The organism is Simplicispira sp. GW247-4R2A, from assembly GCF_059424465.1.
Genome location: NZ_JBWKZM010000019.1, coordinates 22,088 through 35,914 on the forward strand (window position 1 = coordinate 22,088; position 13,827 = coordinate 35,914).

The 13,827-nt window shown below is 60.0% G+C and carries 17 protein-coding genes and 2 tRNA genes; 14 read left to right on the forward strand and 5 right to left on the reverse strand.

Features of this window, described 5'->3' with window-relative positions; translation table 11 throughout:
- Positions 1-80: 80 nt before the first annotated feature.
- On the reverse strand, positions 81-635 hold the full coding sequence (grpE, locus tag AC07ZH_RS13395; RefSeq protein ID WP_119108313.1) for a nucleotide exchange factor GrpE: 555 nt from the start codon (positions 633-635) through the stop codon (positions 81-83).
- A gap of 208 nt (positions 636-843) precedes the next feature.
- Between grpE and rpsF the strand changes: the two genes are divergently transcribed.
- Genes rpsF through rplI form a run of 4 tightly spaced genes read left to right on the forward strand, consistent with a single transcriptional unit; the run spans position 844 to position 2,352 of the window.
- Positions 844-1,269, forward strand: coding sequence for a 30S ribosomal protein S6 (gene rpsF / locus AC07ZH_RS13400; RefSeq protein ID WP_119108312.1), 426 nt, complete (start codon positions 844-846; stop codon positions 1,267-1,269).
- A 27-nt stretch (positions 1,270-1,296) separates the two neighbouring features.
- Positions 1,297-1,587: a primosomal replication protein N gene (priB, locus tag AC07ZH_RS13405; protein WP_119108311.1), complete on the forward strand. Its 291-nt coding sequence runs from the start codon at positions 1,297-1,299 to the stop codon at positions 1,585-1,587.
- Between the two features lie 18 nt (positions 1,588-1,605).
- The gene (rpsR, locus tag AC07ZH_RS13410) at positions 1,606-1,887 is read left to right on the forward strand and encodes a 30S ribosomal protein S18 (RefSeq protein ID WP_119108310.1); all 282 of its coding nucleotides are present in this window, start codon (positions 1,606-1,608) and stop codon (positions 1,885-1,887) included.
- A gap of 12 nt (positions 1,888-1,899) precedes the next feature.
- Positions 1,900-2,352 (forward strand): 50S ribosomal protein L9, encoded by a 453-nt coding sequence (gene rplI, locus AC07ZH_RS13415; RefSeq protein ID WP_119108309.1) that lies wholly within the window; start codon positions 1,900-1,902, stop codon positions 2,350-2,352.
- Positions 2,353-2,441: 89 nt separating this feature from the next.
- Here rplI and AC07ZH_RS13420 read toward each other — a convergent pair whose 3' ends face one another.
- The gene (locus AC07ZH_RS13420) at positions 2,442-3,593 is read right to left on the reverse strand and encodes a S1C family serine protease (RefSeq protein ID WP_119108308.1); all 1,152 of its coding nucleotides are present in this window, start codon (positions 3,591-3,593) and stop codon (positions 2,442-2,444) included.
- A gap of 89 nt (positions 3,594-3,682) precedes the next feature.
- On the opposite strand from AC07ZH_RS13420, the gene AC07ZH_RS13425 reads away from it, so the two are divergent.
- A complete protein-coding gene (locus AC07ZH_RS13425) occupies positions 3,683-4,432 on the forward strand; it encodes a Nif3-like dinuclear metal center hexameric protein (protein WP_495200163.1) in 750 nt (249 codons plus the stop codon).
- 90 nt (positions 4,433-4,522) lie between these two features.
- On the forward strand, positions 4,523-5,563 hold the full coding sequence (pdxA, locus tag AC07ZH_RS13430) for a 4-hydroxythreonine-4-phosphate dehydrogenase PdxA (protein WP_495200164.1): 1,041 nt from the start codon (positions 4,523-4,525) through the stop codon (positions 5,561-5,563).
- 4 nt (positions 5,564-5,567) lie between these two features.
- Here pdxA and mscL read toward each other — a convergent pair whose 3' ends face one another.
- The gene (gene mscL / locus AC07ZH_RS13435; RefSeq protein WP_119108305.1) at positions 5,568-6,011 is read right to left on the reverse strand and encodes a large conductance mechanosensitive channel protein MscL; all 444 of its coding nucleotides are present in this window, start codon (positions 6,009-6,011) and stop codon (positions 5,568-5,570) included.
- A 181-nt stretch (positions 6,012-6,192) separates the two neighbouring features.
- On the opposite strand from mscL, the gene petA reads away from it, so the two are divergent.
- From petA to greB, 8 genes are all read left to right on the forward strand, one after another.
- On the forward strand, positions 6,193-6,792 hold the full coding sequence (gene petA / locus AC07ZH_RS13440) for a ubiquinol-cytochrome c reductase iron-sulfur subunit (protein ID WP_119108304.1): 600 nt from the start codon (positions 6,193-6,195) through the stop codon (positions 6,790-6,792).
- Between the two features lie 11 nt (positions 6,793-6,803).
- Positions 6,804-8,240: a cytochrome b gene (locus AC07ZH_RS13445; RefSeq protein ID WP_495200165.1), complete on the forward strand. Its 1,437-nt coding sequence runs from the start codon at positions 6,804-6,806 to the stop codon at positions 8,238-8,240.
- A 17-nt stretch (positions 8,241-8,257) separates the two neighbouring features.
- Complete coding sequence (locus AC07ZH_RS13450; protein ID WP_119108596.1) at positions 8,258-9,016, forward strand: cytochrome c1; 759 nt, start codon at positions 8,258-8,260, stop codon at positions 9,014-9,016.
- A gap of 97 nt (positions 9,017-9,113) precedes the next feature.
- Positions 9,114-9,725, forward strand: a complete 612-nt coding sequence (locus tag AC07ZH_RS13455) for a glutathione S-transferase N-terminal domain-containing protein (RefSeq protein ID WP_119108302.1) — start codon at positions 9,114-9,116, stop codon at positions 9,723-9,725.
- Between the two features lie 34 nt (positions 9,726-9,759).
- Positions 9,760-10,272: a ClpXP protease specificity-enhancing factor gene (locus AC07ZH_RS13460; protein ID WP_495200166.1), complete on the forward strand. Its 513-nt coding sequence runs from the start codon at positions 9,760-9,762 to the stop codon at positions 10,270-10,272.
- A 48-nt stretch (positions 10,273-10,320) separates the two neighbouring features.
- Positions 10,321-10,395: transfer RNA gene (locus AC07ZH_RS13465), tRNA-Thr, on the forward strand.
- 93 nt (positions 10,396-10,488) lie between these two features.
- Positions 10,489-10,565: transfer RNA gene (locus tag AC07ZH_RS13470), tRNA-Arg, on the forward strand.
- Positions 10,566-10,666: 101 nt separating this feature from the next.
- The gene (greB, locus tag AC07ZH_RS13475) at positions 10,667-11,224 is read left to right on the forward strand and encodes a transcription elongation factor GreB (RefSeq protein ID WP_495200167.1); all 558 of its coding nucleotides are present in this window, start codon (positions 10,667-10,669) and stop codon (positions 11,222-11,224) included.
- Positions 11,225-11,246: 22 nt separating this feature from the next.
- Here greB and AC07ZH_RS13480 read toward each other — a convergent pair whose 3' ends face one another.
- Both AC07ZH_RS13480 and rpoZ read right to left on the reverse strand, forming a co-directional pair.
- Positions 11,247-13,520: a RelA/SpoT family protein gene (locus AC07ZH_RS13480; RefSeq protein WP_119108299.1), complete on the reverse strand. Its 2,274-nt coding sequence runs from the start codon at positions 13,518-13,520 to the stop codon at positions 11,247-11,249.
- A gap of 94 nt (positions 13,521-13,614) precedes the next feature.
- Positions 13,615-13,818, reverse strand: coding sequence for a DNA-directed RNA polymerase subunit omega (gene rpoZ / locus AC07ZH_RS13485; protein WP_119108298.1), 204 nt, complete (start codon positions 13,816-13,818; stop codon positions 13,615-13,617).
- Positions 13,819-13,827: the final 9 nt, after the last annotated feature.

Here is a 13,827-nt window from a genome sequence, read left to right on the forward strand (position 1 = left end):
GCGAGGCAGTTAATTGGTGTGAATGGCTGCTATTTGTGGCCTGCGTCGCCGGCTTCAAGCGGGCAGGCGCACTTTTGTGCTTATTTGGGCGCAGTGACCGTTACCAGAGCGGGGCGCAGCACCCGATCGGCAATCAGGTAGCCTTTTTGCAGCACTGAAACGATGGTGTTGGGTTCCTGGTTGGCAGGCACCATGCTGATGGCTTGGTGGCGATGAGGATCGAACTTTTCGCCCGCCGGAGGCGTGATCGCCAGCACCCGGTTGCGCTCCAGCGCCGAGTGCAGTTGGCGCAAGGTGGCTTCAGAGCCTTCGCGCAACTGCGCCGCGGTGGCGTTTTGAATAGCGAGCGCGGCGTCCAGGCTGTCGGCCACAGGCAGCAGGCCTTCGGCAAAGTTCTCGATGCCGAATTTGCGTGCCTTGGAAATTTCCTCTTCGGCGCGGCGGCGGGCATTTTCGGCTTCCGCCTTGGCGCGCAGGAACTGGTCCGCCAGATCTGCGCTTTTCGCCTTCAACTCGGCCAGTTCGGTCTGCAGGCGCTGCAGTTCGTCGTTGGCGTTGGCTGCCATCGCGGCTTCAAGCTCTTCGGGGGGGAGGTTCGGGGACGGCGTGGCGGGATTGTGGTTGTTGTCTTGCATGTCGGTCGTCTCAAATGCGAAGGAGCGGATGAAAGGTAGGTATGCCGGCGCACGTGGGGGCGACGGGGCCTAATTCAAGGATTTTGCATGACGCGGTATGTGGTGGCGTGTTCCAGCAGCAGGTGTCGGCTGCGTACTATAATTGCCGGCTTTGCCTTGCCACACTGCTACGGACGCAGCGGGTGGCTTTCAACCACAAGGAGTATGCATGCGTCATTACGAAATCATTTTGTTGATCCATCCGGATCAAAGCGAGCAGGTTCCTGCCATGCTCGAGCGCTACAAGGGCATGATCACCGCCGGCGGTGGCCAGGTGCACCGCGTGGAAGACTGGGGCCGCCGCCAACTGGCGTACCTGATCAACAAGCTCGCCAAGGCGCACTACTTGTGCATCAACATTGAAGCCGATCAGGCTGTCATGGCTGAACTGGAGCATGCCTTCAAGTTCAACGACGCCGTGCTGCGCCACCTCACCGTGCTGAAGAAGAAGGCCGATACCGGCCCTTCGTCGATGATGAAGACCGTCGAGCGCGAGGAAGCCCGCAAGGCCAGCCAGGCCGAATACGCTGCCTCCAGTGAGCGCGGCGAGCGCCCTGACCGTGGTGAGCGCAGCGAGCGTACCGAGCGCGCATAACGCTACGCACAGCGCTTGGCCCGGGCAGTGGAGAACCACGTCGCCTTGACCGCCTGCATCGCCGAGGCCCAGCCTTTGCGATTCACGCCCGCCGGTCTTCCCGCCATCGAATTGCGGCTTGAGCACAGCTCGCAGCAGCAAGAGGCAGGACAGAATCGAGATGTCAAGGCAGCGATGAAAGCGGTGGCTTTTGGTGCGATGGCCGAGCGATTGGCCAAGCAGCCCATAGGCAGCCTCTGGCGCTTCAACGGCTTTCTGGCCACGCCTCGCAATGGCAAGCATGCTGTGCTGCACGTTCAGGATATTCAACCCGATTAATTTTTAAGAGGTCCGAAAATGGCCGCATTCAAGAAATTCAACAAAGACAAGCGCCCCAAGCGCAATACCCAGTCGCTGCTGTTCAAGCGCAAGCGCTTCTGCCGTTTCACCGTCACTGGCGTCGAAGAAATCGACTACAAGGATGTGGACACGCTGCGCGACTTCATCGCTGAAAACGGCAAGATCATCCCCGCGCGCCTTACTGGCACGCGAGCGATCTTCCAGCGCCAGCTCAACACCGCCATCAAGCGCGCGCGCTTCCTGGCCCTGGTGCCTTACAGCGACCAGCACAAGATCTAAGGAGCACCCGTCATGCAAATCATCCTGCTCGACAAGGTTGTGAACCTTGGCAACCTGGGCGATCTCGTCAAGGTCAAAGACGGCTACGCCCGCAATTTTCTGATTCCTTCGGGCCGAGCCCGCCGTGCCACGGCTACCGCCAAGGCCGAGTTCGAAGCCAAGCGCGCCGAACTGGAAAAGGCCGCGGCTGAAAAGTTCGCCGCCTCGCAAGCCGAAGGCGCCAAGCTTGAAGGCAAAATCGTCAAGCTGACGCAAAAAGCCGGCGTGGACGGTCGTCTGTTTGGTTCGGTCACCAACGGTGATATCGCCGAAGAGCTGAACAAGCAAGGCTTCAAGGTGCTCAAGTCGCAAGTGCGTATGCCCAGCGGCCCTATCAAGACCATCGGCGACAGCACCGTGAGCGTGAACTTGCACCACGATGTGGCCGTCGAAGTGACGGTCTCGGTCTACGGCGAAACCGCCTGATAAGCCGGTTTTTCGTCTCTCAGAAAAAACCGCCTTCGGGCGGTTTTTTCTTTTTCTGAATGGACGGCGGAAGGTGAAGGGGCTGGTGGCTACCGGGTTGCGGGAGCGCGCGGGGGGCGCGGGCGTACCCCAGGCTCGACTTCGAGGTCGAGCATGTGCTCGCCCCGCTGCACGCGCAGGCTGGCCATTTCGCCAGGCTTGAGGGCTGCGACCGCACTCAACAGTCCGGCCACGCTCGTGACGGGTTTGCCTGCGACTTCGGTGATGACATCGCCGGGTCGCAGCCCGGCACGCGCTGCCGGCGCATTCTGCAATACCCCGGTGATGATCACGCCCGAAGGGGCCTTGACGCCGAAGGTTTCCGCCATTTCAGGCGAGAGCTCGCCTGGCTCGACGCCGATCCAGCCGCGCGTCACCTGTCCGTGGGCTGTGATGTTGGCGAGCACCATCTTGGCGGTGGACACCGGGATAGCAAAGCCAATCCCCAGGCTGCCGCCCGAGCGCGAGTAGATCGCCGTGTTGATGCCTAGCAGGTTGCCATTGGCATCGACCAGTGCACCACCGGAATTGCCGGGGTTGATGGCGGCGTCTGTCTGGATGAAGTTCTCGAAGGTGTTGATGCCCAGCTGGCTGCGCCCCAGCGCGCTGACGATGCCACTGGTGACGGTCTGTCCCACGCCAAACGGGTTGCCGATGGCGAGCACCCGATCACCGACCTGGGCGGCATCCGAGTTGCCGAGCACGATGACCGGCAGCTTATCGAGCTCAATCTTCAGGATGGCCAGATCGGTGTCTGGATCGGTGCCGATGACGCGTGCGCGTGCCTTGCGGCTGTCGCTCAGGGTGACGTCGATCTCGTCGGCCCCTTCGACCACATGGTTGTTGGTCAGGATGTACCCCTCCGGGCTGACGATGACACCGCTGCCCAGGCCAGCCTGCGGCTGACTGCCTTGGTTGCCAAAGAAGAACTGGAACCATGGGTCGTCGCTGCGCGGGTCGCGTACCGGCGCCTTGCTGGTGTTGATGCTGACCACCGCGGGCGCGGCTTTGCGGGCGGCTGCGGCAAAGCTGCCGGGCATGGGCGCCGTTGTGGTACTTGTAGGCGCCTCAACGAGCGAAATACTCGTCCGCCCTGGGAAGGACACGCCGTGCAGCCACCCTGGCTGCAGGGTGGCGACCACAAACCATGCAGCAAGCAGGACCGTAATGGTTTGTGAGAAAAGCAGCCAAAGGCGTTTCATGAAGGAAAGGCAGTAAGTGAAAGAAGGCAACCCAGCCCGTGTTGAGCGCTGCCACGCTATTGTCGCGCAGTGCGCGCCACAATAGTGCCATGAGCATATCGCGCGAGAGCTTGCTGCACGCCTTTGATACCCTGCTGCAGCCCGACCGGTTCAAGGACTATGGCCCGAATGGGCTGCAGGTGGAGGGGCGGCCGTCCATTGAGCGGGTGGTCAGTGGTGTGACCGCCAGCCAGGCTTTGATCGATGCCGCCATTGACGCTGGTGCGGACGCCATCTTCGTGCACCACGGGCTCTTCTGGCGTGGCCAGGATGGGCGCGTCACCGGCTGGATGAAGCAACGTCTGCAACGCCTGCTGGCGCATGACATCAATCTGTTTGCCTACCACTTGCCGCTTGATGCGCACCCTGAACTGGGCAACAACGCATGCCTGGGAAAAGCGCTTGGGTGGAGGACGGATGCCCATTTTGGCGACCAGGAACTTGGCTGCCTGGCGAGCGTGCAGTATGCGAGCGCAGCAGCCTTGTGTGTCCATGTGGCCCAGGTGCTTGGCCGAGAGCCGGTGTGTGTGCCTGGCCATCAAGGCGCAGTGACCCGGGTGGGTTGGTGCACTGGCGGCGCGCAAGCTTATTTTGAGGCAGCGGCCGCAGCCGGTGCGCAGGTGTACCTGACGGGTGAAATTTCCGAACCGCAGGCCCATCTTGCGCGCGAAATGGGAACGGGATTCATTGCTGCGGGCCACCATGCGACGGAGCGCTACGGGGCGCCGGCCGTGGCGGCCCACGTAGCGCAGCAACTGGGCCTCACACACCGCTTCATTGACATTGACAACCCCGCCTAAGCGGTTCCAACCGCATTTTGTAGACTATCAAATTAATAGCTTATAGCGCAATACCAATAAGCGCTACAGGCCATTTTTCTTCATATTTCCATGGACACACGTCTACCACTTGCCATTACCCAGGGCGACCCAGCGGGTATCGGGCCTGAAATCATCGCCAAGGCTTTCCGCGACGCGCCCGAGCAGATGCGCGGCGCGTTTGTCGTTGGCGAGCTTGGCACCCTGCGCCGCGCAGCTGCCTGCGTGCGCCGGCCAGGCATTCCGGACTTGCCCGTGGCGGTCCTCCAGTCCGCGCAGGAGGCCTGGGATATGCCGCCGCGCTGCCTGCCTGTGCTGCCCCTGGCCGGGCTGCCGGCGGCCATCCCCATCGGCAGGGTGAGTGCCGAGGGCGGCCGCGCCGCAGCAGACTGCGTGGTGTGGGCCGCTCAGGCGGCGCTGCGGGGCGATATCGCCGGTTTGGTCACGGCGCCGCTGCACAAAGAGTCGCTGCATGCGGCGGGAGTGGGCTTCCCTGGCCACACCGAGCTGCTGCAGGCGCAGGCAGCCGCGCACGCTGGTGTGCCACTGAGCGACATGCCGGTGCGCATGATGCTGGCGAGCGATGAGCTGTGCACTGTGCTGGTGAGTATTCACATGGCGCTACGGGACGCGATAGCTGCTGTTACGCCGGACAACCTGTTGCAAACCCTGCGCATTGCGCATTCCGCGCTGTTTAAAAGCCTGGGACGGGTCCCGCGCATCGGTGTGGCAGGCCTGAACCCGCATGCGGGTGAGGGCGGTTTGTTCGGGCGCGAGGAAATCGAGGTGATTGCCCCAGCCATCGCACGGGCGCGCAGCGAGGGCATAGACGCAACGGGCCCCTGGGCGCCCGATACCGTGTTCATGCGCGCCCGCCACACGCCTGCGCGGCCAGGTGAGTTCGACGCTGTGGTGGCGATGTACCACGACCAGGGCCTCATTCCCGTCAAGTACCTGGGGGTCGATAAGGGCGTGAACGTCACACTGGGGCTTCCCTTGGTGCGCACCAGCCCGGACCACGGAACAGCGTTCGACATTGCCGGCACCGGCCAGGCCGACCCCGCAAGCCTGATTGAGGCAGTGCGCTGGGCGCGCCGCCTCTCAAGTACCTGATATCTCAGGCGCCTGGCGTGCGGCCTTTCAAGCTGTCGCGAATTTCGCGCAGGAGCACGATGTCCTCAGGCGTCACGGCAGGCGCTGGTGCAGGTTCCGGATGGCTGCGTTTTAGGCGGTTGATCTGCTGAATCATCAGGAAAATGATGAAGGCCAGAATGAAGAAGTTCACGGCCACGGTAATGAAGTTGCCATAGGCCAGTACAGGAACACCGGCCTTCTTGAGCGCGTCGAGAGTCATCGCCGTGCCGGTTGGGACCGTACCCAGAACGACAAAGAGATTGGAAAAGTCGAGCTTGCCGAACACCAGCCCGACTACCGGCATGATCAGATCGCTGACCACCGAGTCGACGATTTTTCCGAAAGCCGCTCCAATGATCACGCCTACCGCCAGATCGATCACATTGCCCTTGATCGCAAACTCGCGAAATTCTTTCATCATTCCCATTGAATTCTCCCGTGGTTTTGGATACTTCGCAGTATCTCCTGAAGCGCGCCGTTCGTGCTGAAGCTTGCCAGGGGTCAAACACTGTGCGGTCTTCACTGAGCGTGTGCGGGGTTGGACGTTTTCACTCCGCTACAATTTCGGGCTGTCTCCCCAACCCCAGCGATGTACATCGAGGACCCCCATGAGTGACACTCCAATCGACTCCAGCAAGCGGACGTGGCTGATCGCGACCGGCTGTGCTGGCGCGGTGGGTGGCGTAGCAACCGCCGTTCCCTTCGTGAGTTCTTTCCAGCCATCCGAGAAGGCCAAAGCCGCAGGCGCTGCAGTTGAAGTGGACATTTCTGCCTTGAAGCCGGATGAAAAAATGGTTGTCGCGTGGCGTGGCAAGCCCGTGTGGATCATGCGTCGCACGCCGGAGCAGGTCGCCGAACTTGCCAAGAACGACGACAAGCTGGCGGATCCCAAGTCGCTGCGCAAACCCGACGAATTCACGCCCCCTTACGCCCGCAACGAGCAGCGCTCGATCAAGCCCGAGTATTTCGTGGCAGTCGGCATTTGCCCGCACCTGGGATGCTCACCCTCCGATCGATTCACCCCAGGCGCGCAGCCATCTTTGCCCGATGACTGGCCGGGTGGCTTCCTTTGCCCTTGTCACGGTTCCACCTTTGATCTGGCTGGCCGCGTGTACAAGAACAAGCCCTCGCCAGACAACCTGGAAGTGCCTCCGCACATGTACCTCTCGGATACCCGCCTGCTCATCGGCGAAGACAAGAAAGCTTGAGGGACTGAACTATGGCTGTGTTCAAGGAAATTTCCCCCAACGCTTCGGCGGGCGCCAAGCTCACGAACTGGTTTGAGAACCGGTTCCCGACGGCATTCGATGCTTACCGCGTCCATATGTCGGAGTACTACGCCCCGAAGAACTTCAACTTCTGGTACATCTTTGGCTCGCTGGCCCTTCTGGTGCTGGTGATCCAGATCGTCACCGGTATTTTTCTGGTGATGCACTACAAACCGGACGCCGCGCTGGCGTTTGGCTCGGTCGAGTACATCATGCGTGACGTGCCATGGGGCTGGTTGATTCGCTACATGCACTCTACGGGCGCATCGGCGTTTTTCATCGTCATCTATTTGCACATGTTCCGCGGCCTGTTGTACGGCAGTTACCGCAAGCCGCGCGAGTTGGTCTGGATCTTTGGCTGTGCGATCTTCCTGGCACTCATGGCCGAGGCCTTCATGGGGTATTTGCTGCCCTGGGGTCAGATGTCGTACTGGGGTGCCCAGGTGATCGTGAACCTGTTCTCCGCCATTCCTTTCGTCGGCCCCGATCTGGCACTGCTGATTCGGGGTGACTACGTGGTGGGAGACGCCACGCTCAATCGCTTCTTCAGTTTCCACGTCATTGCTGTGCCGCTGGTTCTGCTGGGCCTGGTCGTGGCGCACCTGCTGGCGCTGCACGATGTGGGTTCGAACAACCCTGACGGCATCGAAATCAAGGGTCCGAACGCACCGCGCGACGAGAAGGGCCATCCGCTCGACGGCATTCCGTTCCATCCGTACTACACGGTGCACGACATCCTGGGGGTCTGCCTGTTCCTGATGGCGTTCTCGGCGGTGATCTTCTTTGCGCCGGAAGCGGGGGGCTATTTCCTGGAATACAACAATTTCATTCCCGCCAATCCGTTCCAGACGCCAGCGCACATTGCACCAGTGTGGTACTTCACGCCGTTTTACTCAATGCTGCGCGCTGTCACCACCGAAATGGTGTACGCGCTGATCGCTTGTATCGTCGCAGCCGCCGGTTTTGGCGTCATCAAAGGGAAGTTGCCCAGTATTTTCAAGGGCGTCATTGTGGTGGCCGCTGCGGTGGCGATTGTGCTCATGCTGAATATCGATGCCAAGTTCTGGGGTGTGGTGGTGATGGGTGGCGCTGTGGTCATTCTTTTCTTCCTGCCTTGGCTTGACCAGAGCCCGGTCAAGTCCATTCGCTACCGTCCAAGCTGGCACAAATATATGTTTGGTGTGTTTGTATTCATGTTTATGGTCCTTGGTTATCTGGGCATTCAGCCACCGGGTGCCTGGGGTGCATGGGCGGGCCAAGATCTTGCTCAGCGCGTGTCTCAGGTGTTCACACTCGGGTACTTTGGCTTCTTCCTGCTCATGCCTTGGTGGAGTCGCCTGGGTGAGCCCAAGCCTGTGCCCGACCGCGTAAACTTTGCTGCGCATTGAGCCAGGAGATGCAGATCATGAAAAAAATCATCCTCTCGTTCATTGCAGCACTCGGTCTTGTGGCGGGTGTGGCCCATGCATCTGGTGGTGCCCTCGCCTGGGACAAGGCGCCCAATCGAATCAACGACCTGCCGGCGCTGCAAAATGGTGCCAAGCTGTTCGTCAATTACTGCGTGGGTTGCCACTCTGCAGCGTTCATGCGCTACAACCGTTTGACCGATATTGGCTTGACGCCCCAACAGATCAAGGACAACCTACTCTTCACGACCGACAAGATCGGCGAGACCATGGTGGCCGCGATTGATCCGAGCCAGGCCAAGGAGTGGTTTGGCGCAAACCCGCCGGACCTCACAGTGATCGCGCGTTCGCGTGCCGGGCACGGCGGTACCGGGGCGGACTATCTCTACACCTTCCTGCGCAGCTTCTACCGCGACGATACCAAGGCGACGGGGTGGAACAACCTTGCCTTTCCGAATGTTGCCATGCCCAATCCTCTGTGGCAGCTGCAGGGTGATCGTCAGCCGGTCTTCGCAGAGCACGAAAGCCATGGTGAGACTGTGCATGTCTTTAAGGCTTGGGAGCAGAAGGCCGCGGGCACGATGACCACGGCGCAGTACGATGAGGCCATTGGCGATCTCGTGGGCTATCTGCAATGGATGGGCGAGCCTGCACAGAAGACGCGCATCCGCGTAGGCGTAGGGGTGCTGATTTTCCTTGCATTCACCACAGTGCTGGCCTGGAGGCTTAATGCGGCCTTCTGGAAAGACGTCAAGTAGTCCCAGGTTTCACCATGCTGCATCTGCGGATGCAGCGTTTTTGCAAGAGTGGGCGCCGCTGGCGTTCCACTCTTTTGGTTTTTAGGAGTTTCGCTACATGATGGTGCTTTATTCGGGTACGACTTGCCCCTTCTCTCACCGTTGCCGCTTCGTTTTGTTCGAAAAAGGCATGGACTTCGAGATCCGCGACGTGGATCTCTACAACAAGCCCGAAGACATTGCCGTGATGAACCCGTACGGCCAAGTCCCCATCCTGGTGGAACGCGACCTGATTTTGTACGAGTCGAACATCATCAATGAGTACATTGATGAGCGCTTTCCTCATCCCCAACTGATGCCCGGCGACCCGGTGGACCGCGCCCGTGTGCGCCTGTTCCTGCTCAACTTTGAGAAGGAGCTTTTTGTACACGTCAACAGTCTTGAATCGCGTGCCAGCAAAGGCAACGAGAAGGCACTGGAGAAGGCCCGTGCGCACATTCGCGACCGCTTGACCCAGCTAGCGCCGGTTTTTCTGAAGAACAAGTACATGCTGGGCGACAACTTCTCCATGCTTGACGTGGCGATCGCTCCGCTGCTTTGGCGCCTGGACTACTACGGCATCGATCTGAGCAAGAACGCTGCTCCTTTGCTCAAGTACGCCGAGCGCATCTTCTCCCGGCCAGCCTACATTGAAGCACTTACGCCTTCCGAAAAGGTCATGCGCAAGTAAATAGGCCCGCGCAGTTGTCAGCAGGAAACGTGCCATGAAGCCTCAGGAATCCAACTCGACCCGTCCGTACCTCATTCGGGCGCTGCACGAATGGTGCAGCGACAATGGGTTTACCCCCCATGTCGCTGTGAAGGTGGACGACTCCGTCCAGGTACCGCGCGAATACGTGAGCAATGGGGAAATCGTACTCAACATTGGCCTTGACGCGACAAGTGGGCTGCAGTTGGGCAATGATTTCATTGAGTTCAAGGCGCGCTTTGGTGGACAGCCTCGCGACATTCTGGTGCCAGTGGGGCGTGTCATCGCCATCTATGCACGAGAAAACGGCCAGGGCATGGCGTTCCCTCCACCCGTGGATCTTTTGTCTGGCGCCGTGCAACCGACCCAAGCAATAGAGCCCGAGCAAGTCGACCCTGCGGAAGCTAGATCGGTCGTCCAGCTGGTGCCGGAGATGGCTAACCCCGCCTCCGAGCCAGCACACGAACATCCTCAGCCGTCGCCTTCTAGTGGCGGGCCTAGGCGCGCTTCGCTCAAGCGGGTGAAGTAAGCAGGGTTCGTCGAAATCTACGCGGTTCCCGATTAAAATCACATCTTTGCCGATTTAGCTCAGTGGTAGAGCAACCGCCTTGTAAGCGGTAGGTCGTCAGTTCAATCCCGACAATCGGCACCATTCCATGCGCCAATGTGCTTTTTGAAAAAAAGAGTGTGTAGTTTTTCTCGATACTCATACGAGGCAAAAATTCACGCTATAATTTAAGACTTGGCGGCTGTAGCTCAGTTGGATAGAGTACTTGGCTACGAACCAAGGGGTCGTGGGTTCAATTCCTGCCAGCCGCACCAAAAAGGTAAGCCCTGATACTGCAAGGTATCAGGGTTTTTTCCTTTGTGCTTAGCTTGGGCGCCAACAGTGATACAAGCTTTGAGGACTGCGAGGAGAATTCATGAGCAAGGCGTTCACCCGCGAAACCGATGAGGAGCCTGTGGAGCCTTCGTCCTCGGCGACGCCTCTCGGCGACACCCGCAACTACATCACCTCAGCTGGCTATGCTCGCTTGCGCGATGAGCTGTTGCAGTTGATGGATGTCGAGCGCCCCAAGATCGTGGAGACGGTGCATTGGGCGGCAAAAAACGGCGATCGCTCGGAAAATGGCGACTATCTCTATGGGAAAAAGCGCCTGCGTGAGATTGATCGTCGCATCCGGTTTCTCACTTCCCGCATGGAGGCAGCGGAAATTGTCAACGCTGCCATCCATGCAGGAAATCAACAGATATTCTTCGGCGCCACAGTCCACTATGTAGACGATCAGGGCGCAGAAGCCGTGGTGACCATCAAAGGCATAGACGAAGTGGATACACGTCATGGTGAGATCAGCTGGATTTCGCCCGTGGCGCGGGCGCTTCTCAAGGCGCGCGTTGGCGATGAGGTGCAGCTCGCGACGCCATCGGGCACGCGCTACCTCGAAATCCTTGATGTGACGTATCCAGATTCAGAGCAGTAGGATTCACCTACTCAGCACCTGTTCATGCGGTCGGCAGGGCGCGCACCGCGCGCAATACGGCATGGGTCCGCCGAAGACTGCGTAGCGCTGCCTCCAGATGCGTGGTGTCGCGCACCCCAATCACCAGACGCAGATTGACGGTATCCAGCGCCACTTCATCGTCCATGTCGATGTGAATAATATCGGCCTCGACGCTGGCCAAATCGGCCGCGACGCGCGCAAGAACCCCTTTGCCGTTGTTCACGGTGACGACAATTCCCGTCTCGAACATACGGGTAGGTTCTTCGCTCCAATCAACCGAGATGAAGCGTTCGCTGTCCTTGGCCTGCAAGCGCCGTGCGATTGCACAGGACGCCGCATGGACCACCAGACCTTCGCCGCGCCCCAGGTAGCCCACGATCTCGTCGCCCGGGACCGGCCGGCAGCAGGGCGCGTACTTCACGGACGCGTTCTCGCTGCCATCCAGCGACACGCCGCCCTGCGAGATTCTTTCGTGCGACGAATAGCGTTCGCGTGTCAGCAAAAGGGCATCGGGGCGATAGCCATGCTCTGCCATCAGCCCGAGCAGGCGCTTGGCAACGATGGTCGCAATGCGCTTGCCCAGCCCGATGTCGGTCATCAGCTCGCTGCGGGCGCGGCTCCCGGTGAAGCGGAGTAATTTGTCCCACAGAGGCTGCATCTCTTCCGTATTGGGGGGGAGCCGTTCCAGGCCCTCTGCGCGCAAGGCCTGGGTGAGCAACTTCTCGCCAAGCGTTTCCGAATCCGCCTGTGCCAGCGACTTGAGGTGGCTGCGAATTTTGGAGCGTGCTCGGCCGGTGCGCACAAACCCCAACCAAGCCGGATTGGGTGTGGTGGTGGGTGTGGTGATGATCTCGACGATATCGCCGTTGTGAATTTCGGTGCGCAGCGGAACTTGCTCGTTGTTGACCTTGGCGGCTGCTGTGTGATTGCCGACATCGCTGTGAATGGCATAGGCGAAATCGACCACGGTGGCACCACGTGGCAGCGCCAGGATCTGGCTTTTTGGCGTGAACACGTAGACCGCGTCGGGAAACAGATCGACCTTTACGTGGTCCCAAAATTCGGCGGCGTCGCGGGTTTCGTTCTGGATGTCCAGGAGCGACTGCAACCACTTGGTTCCAAGACGCTCGGCTGAGCCGCCGTCGACATCCTTTTCCTTGTAGAGCCAGTGCGCTGCAACGCCGGCCTCAGCGATCAGGTGCATTTCTTCTGTGCGCATCTGAAATTCGATGTTCACGCCAGAAGGGCCGACGAGCGTTGTGTGCAGGGACTGGTAGCCATTGACCTTGGCAATAGCAATGTGGTCCTTGAACTTGCCCGGCACCGGTTTGTACATCTGATGCAGCACCCCGAGGGCCGTATAGCACTCGGTTACGCTGCCTACGATCACACGAAAACCGTACAGGTCCGTTACCTGGGCGAAGCTCAGGTGTTTTTGCGTCATCTTCTCGTAGATCGCAAAAAGTGTTTTTTCCCGACCTGCCAGGCGTGCGGGCAGGCCCACACGCACAAACGCAGCGTCGACATCCATCTGCACTTTCTGCACCAGATCGCGCCGGCGACTGCGGGCCTTGGCAACGGCTTTCGACAGCGTGGCGTATCGCCAGGGGTGTAGGTAGCGAAACGATAGATCCTGCAACTCGCGGTACGTCTGGTTCAGGCCCAGTCGGTGTGCAATGGGCGCATAAATTTCCAGCGTTTCCGAGGCGATCCGCCCCCATTTGCTGCGCGGCATGTCCGCCAGCGTCCGCATGTTGTGGCTGCGATCCGCCAGCTTGATCAGAATAACGCGCACGTCGCGTGCCATGGCCAGCAGCATTTTCCGAAACGACTCGGCCTGGTTTTCTTCCCGCGTGTCGAACTGCAGCTTGTCCAGCTTGGTGAGTCCGTCGACCAACTCGGCCACACTGGCGCCGAAATGCTCCACCAGGTCGCCCTTGGTGACCCCGCAGTCTTCCATGGCGTCGTGCAGCAGCGCCGCCATCAGCGCTTGTGCGTCGAGCTTCCATTGTGCGCATTGCGCTGCGACGGCAATCGGGTGCGTGATGTAGGGCTCGCCGCTGTTTCGCAGTTGCCCCAGATGGGCGGCATCAGCAAATCGGTAAGCCTGGCGCACCAGGTCGACCTGAGCCGGCTCCAGATAGTCGAGGCTGTCGGTCAGCGCAGCAAAGCTTGCCGCGGCCGCGTTGGCGGCGGCGGTGGCATTGCTGATTTCCTGCGTGCGCTCGGGCGCTTGCCCTTCGCTGGCAGAAACCTGATTCGACTCCGCGTTCATACCTTAAATGTAGCGCGCGACAGAGCGGCAGCCGGCCGAAATGAAAAAAGGCACCGCAATGCGGTGCCCTTTTCATAGGCAGACGCTGGGTCGGTCAGCCTGGAACTTTCTTGAGCATCTCGATGCCCACCTTGCCGGCGGCGATTTCGCGCAAGGCCGTCACGCCCGGCTTGTTTCTGCTTTCGATGCGCGGGGTGTGGCCCTGGCTGAGCATGCGCGCGCGATAGGTTGCTGCCAGTACGAGCTGGAAACGGTTGGGGATCTGCACGAGGCAGTCTTCGACAGTAATGCGGGCCATGAATTCTCC

Bases quoted from the DNA above. Each gene is read 5' to 3' on its own strand.
- rpoZ (WP_119108298.1), bottom strand. From the start codon at position 13,818: ATGGCCCGCATTACTGTCGAAGACTGCCTCGTGCAGATCCCCAACCGT.
- greB (WP_495200167.1), top strand. From the start codon at position 10,667: ATGAGCAAGGCGTTCACCCGCGAAACCGATGAGGAGCCTGTGGAGCCT.
- AC07ZH_RS13455 (WP_119108302.1), top strand. From the start codon at position 9,114: ATGATGGTGCTTTATTCGGGTACGACTTGCCCCTTCTCTCACCGTTGC.
- AC07ZH_RS13460 (WP_495200166.1), top strand. From the start codon at position 9,760: ATGAAGCCTCAGGAATCCAACTCGACCCGTCCGTACCTCATTCGGGCG.
- petA (WP_119108304.1), top strand. From the start codon at position 6,193: ATGAGTGACACTCCAATCGACTCCAGCAAGCGGACGTGGCTGATCGCG.
- AC07ZH_RS13420 (WP_119108308.1), bottom strand. From the start codon at position 3,593: ATGAAACGCCTTTGGCTGCTTTTCTCACAAACCATTACGGTCCTGCTT.
- rplI (WP_119108309.1), top strand. From the start codon at position 1,900: ATGCAAATCATCCTGCTCGACAAGGTTGTGAACCTTGGCAACCTGGGC.
- rpsF (WP_119108312.1), top strand. From the start codon at position 844: ATGCGTCATTACGAAATCATTTTGTTGATCCATCCGGATCAAAGCGAG.
- AC07ZH_RS13480 (WP_119108299.1), bottom strand. From the start codon at position 13,520: ATGAACGCGGAGTCGAATCAGGTTTCTGCCAGCGAAGGGCAAGCGCCC.
- pdxA (WP_495200164.1), top strand. From the start codon at position 4,523: ATGGACACACGTCTACCACTTGCCATTACCCAGGGCGACCCAGCGGGT.
- rpsR (WP_119108310.1), top strand. From the start codon at position 1,606: ATGGCCGCATTCAAGAAATTCAACAAAGACAAGCGCCCCAAGCGCAAT.
- AC07ZH_RS13450 (WP_119108596.1), top strand. From the start codon at position 8,258: ATGAAAAAAATCATCCTCTCGTTCATTGCAGCACTCGGTCTTGTGGCG.
- AC07ZH_RS13425 (WP_495200163.1), top strand. From the start codon at position 3,683: ATGAGCATATCGCGCGAGAGCTTGCTGCACGCCTTTGATACCCTGCTG.
- mscL (WP_119108305.1), bottom strand. From the start codon at position 6,011: ATGGGAATGATGAAAGAATTTCGCGAGTTTGCGATCAAGGGCAATGTG.
- AC07ZH_RS13445 (WP_495200165.1), top strand. From the start codon at position 6,804: ATGGCTGTGTTCAAGGAAATTTCCCCCAACGCTTCGGCGGGCGCCAAG.
- grpE (WP_119108313.1), bottom strand. From the start codon at position 635: ATGCAAGACAACAACCACAATCCCGCCACGCCGTCCCCGAACCTCCCC.